Consider the following 2,555-nt stretch of genomic DNA (forward strand, 5'->3'; position numbering starts at 1 on the left):
CCGTTGTCCGGATAAGCGTCCTGATCATAGCTCGTCACGGTGCCGATCTGCGCGTCCTTGACCTGTTCGCTGCTCGTCTGATCCGCGACCGCCTCATAGGTTGTCACATAGACGGTGCCCTCTCTCGGATCGGCTTCGCTCACTTCGACGTCCATCGATTCAAGATATCCCCCGGAGATTGAATATCCGCCGCCGTTGCTCCAAAGGTTCGCCGTGCCGCTCGTCGAGAATTCCCCGGTCTCCGTGTCGAACGAATAAGCCGTCGCGACGACGGTCTGATCGGTGTCGTCGATGCTGAAATCGGACGTCGCATGAATTTGCGTCTTGTAAGAGAGGATCGTGACCTCGGTCTTGATGCTCCACTTCTGCCAGGTTTTCAGGGTTTCGCTCACATTGACCCAGGCCGTGCCGTTCCAGCGCTTGACGGTCTGCTTCACCCATTCCGAGCCGTTCCAGCGCTTCGCTTCCTGAACCGTCTGCGTGCTCCCGTTGTATCGTTTGATCGACAAACCATCACCCCCGGTTATTTCTTATAATAATTCCCGATTGTCGCCGCCATCGTGAGAGAATAAATCCCGAACGGCTTGGCGATCTCGTCCGAATAGAGCACAATTTGAAGGCGTTTGAACTTCTTGACCTTCTTTTTGAAGACGATATCGGTCTCGGCGAATGTGTTGAAGGTGAAATCCTCGAAATCCATATCGGAGAGATCGAAATATCCGGTGTTGATCCGACTGATGGACGTCTCATGTTCCTTGTCGGTCCGGTAGGCCACTTTGACGACGCTGTGAGGCATCGCGCGGCTGTGAATGACGTTGCCCCTCTTGGTCAGGGTCTTGTATTCGTTCGGCTTGTTGAAATCGTCGTAACAGAAGGCCCAATAGGCCGTAATCGCCGTGTCGGTGCCGGAATGGGCCGGATCGGTGATGGCCGTCGCCTTCGCGTCGTCGATGTATGCGGAAGAAAGCAGCTCCCCGGTCGACGCGGTCAGATCGAAATTCATTTTGAGGATGTACCCATTTTCGGTGCCGAAAAAGACGTCGCCGTCATACACCTTGACGACTTTCGCCGGATAGAACGTAATGCCGGTTCCGCCGATGATGTCGTTGAAATTGATCCCGATGCTGTCCCAAACGTACCACTCATACTGTCCGCCTGACATCATCCGGCTGTCGGCGAGATAGACGGTGCCGTCGATTAAAATCAATAAATAGCCGTTGTACTCCGCCGTGTACGCTTCGGTTTTGTCTTCGAGGGAGAGCAGGCCGTCGATCCACTTCGACCGGTGCCCGACATACCGCTCCGCGGCGCTGTTATTCAGCTTGTCGAGCCCTTCGAGCCCCATCTTCGAGACGAAAACCGGATCGTCGAGGAAATTGCAGGCGCCGAACGGCGTCAGGCAGCCCGCGCACTCCGCGCCGCCCGTGACCGGATAGACCCTTGACATTAAATCGCTTTCGCTGTCGGTTCCGGTTTGAATAAATACCTTGTTTTCTTTGAGCGTGAGCAGCGTGTTGAACACCTGTAAAAGGCCCGTGACCGGATATTCTTCGCTTCCGATCTTGTAATAACTTAAATCCCCGAAATAAGCGGGATCTTCGGCCATGCAGTGAAAATTATAGTTTTGAAAGTTCGGATTGCCCGAGACGAAAATCCGGTCGTCGAATACCGCCGCCATCGTGCAGTTCGCGATCCGCTCACGGCCCCCGGCCGTCGTCTTGAAAAACTCAATGACCAGGTTGTCGGTGCCCGACGGAGACGCAGCGGCCGGCGCGTCGGTGAATGTGACTTTGCCGAGCGCCTTGTCGACGGAGAAGCCGGTCGTAACCGCGGTCCCGTTCAGCTCGACGAATACCGTGTCGGTGTCGAGGTCGACCGCGTCCAGGATGTAATCTTTTGCGGCGCCGTCGGTCGAGAACTGATTGCGCCGGCGCGGAGTCAATAAATTCACCTGCTGATATTCTTCGCCGCCGCCCGCGGGCGCACGGCCGATGCTGGTCGTCGGGACGGTCGCCAGCGCTTCGGCGTCGGTCAGTTCCGTACCGTCATAGGCGAGATAATTCAAGCCGTCCATGATCCAAAGCTTGCCGGCCATAAAAAACGAAACGGACCGGCGGCGGTTCATCCCCGAATAAAGCGCTTCGTAATAGGTGCCCGTGATGGTCTGCCCGAGCAGCATAATGGGATACAGGTCGGTGAGATCGACCGGCGCGGTGAGGTCGTCCCATAAATACAGATACGTTCCGCAATGGATCAGCGCTTTGGCCGTGCTCGTTCCGGTGACGTCGTCGTAAAACTTCGCGATATGGATGCCGTAAACTTCGCTGTCGTCTTCGTCTCCGAGTTTATGCGAATAGCGCCGGAAGCCCGGCCGCGTTTGGATGCACTCTCCGAACGTCGCCGAGTAGGTCCGATACATATTCCGGCCTCTTGCCGCTCTCCGTGCCCCGACGTTGCTCTCGTCGCTGCTCGCGTCGATCCCCAGCAGGCCGTTATACTGCCGGTGGACGATGGTCGGGCTGCTTTGCGTCGGGAGTTTGTTTTGAAAAGGCATG

The 2,555-nt window shown here is 56.4% G+C and carries 2 protein-coding genes; both read right to left on the bottom strand.

Annotated features, from left to right (window positions below):
- On the bottom strand, nt 1-509 hold a 509-nt coding region (locus PKH29_12270), incomplete at its 3' end, for a hypothetical protein (GenBank protein HNX15614.1).
- A gap of 14 nt (nt 510-523) precedes the next feature.
- Nucleotides 524-2,555: hypothetical protein (locus tag PKH29_12275; GenBank protein ID HNX15615.1), on the bottom strand; the 2,032-nt coding region annotated here is incomplete at its 5' end.

This window comes from Oscillospiraceae bacterium, from assembly GCA_035353335.1.
In the GTDB taxonomy this organism is placed as follows: Bacteria; Bacillota; Clostridia; order Oscillospirales; family JAKOTC01; genus DAOPZJ01.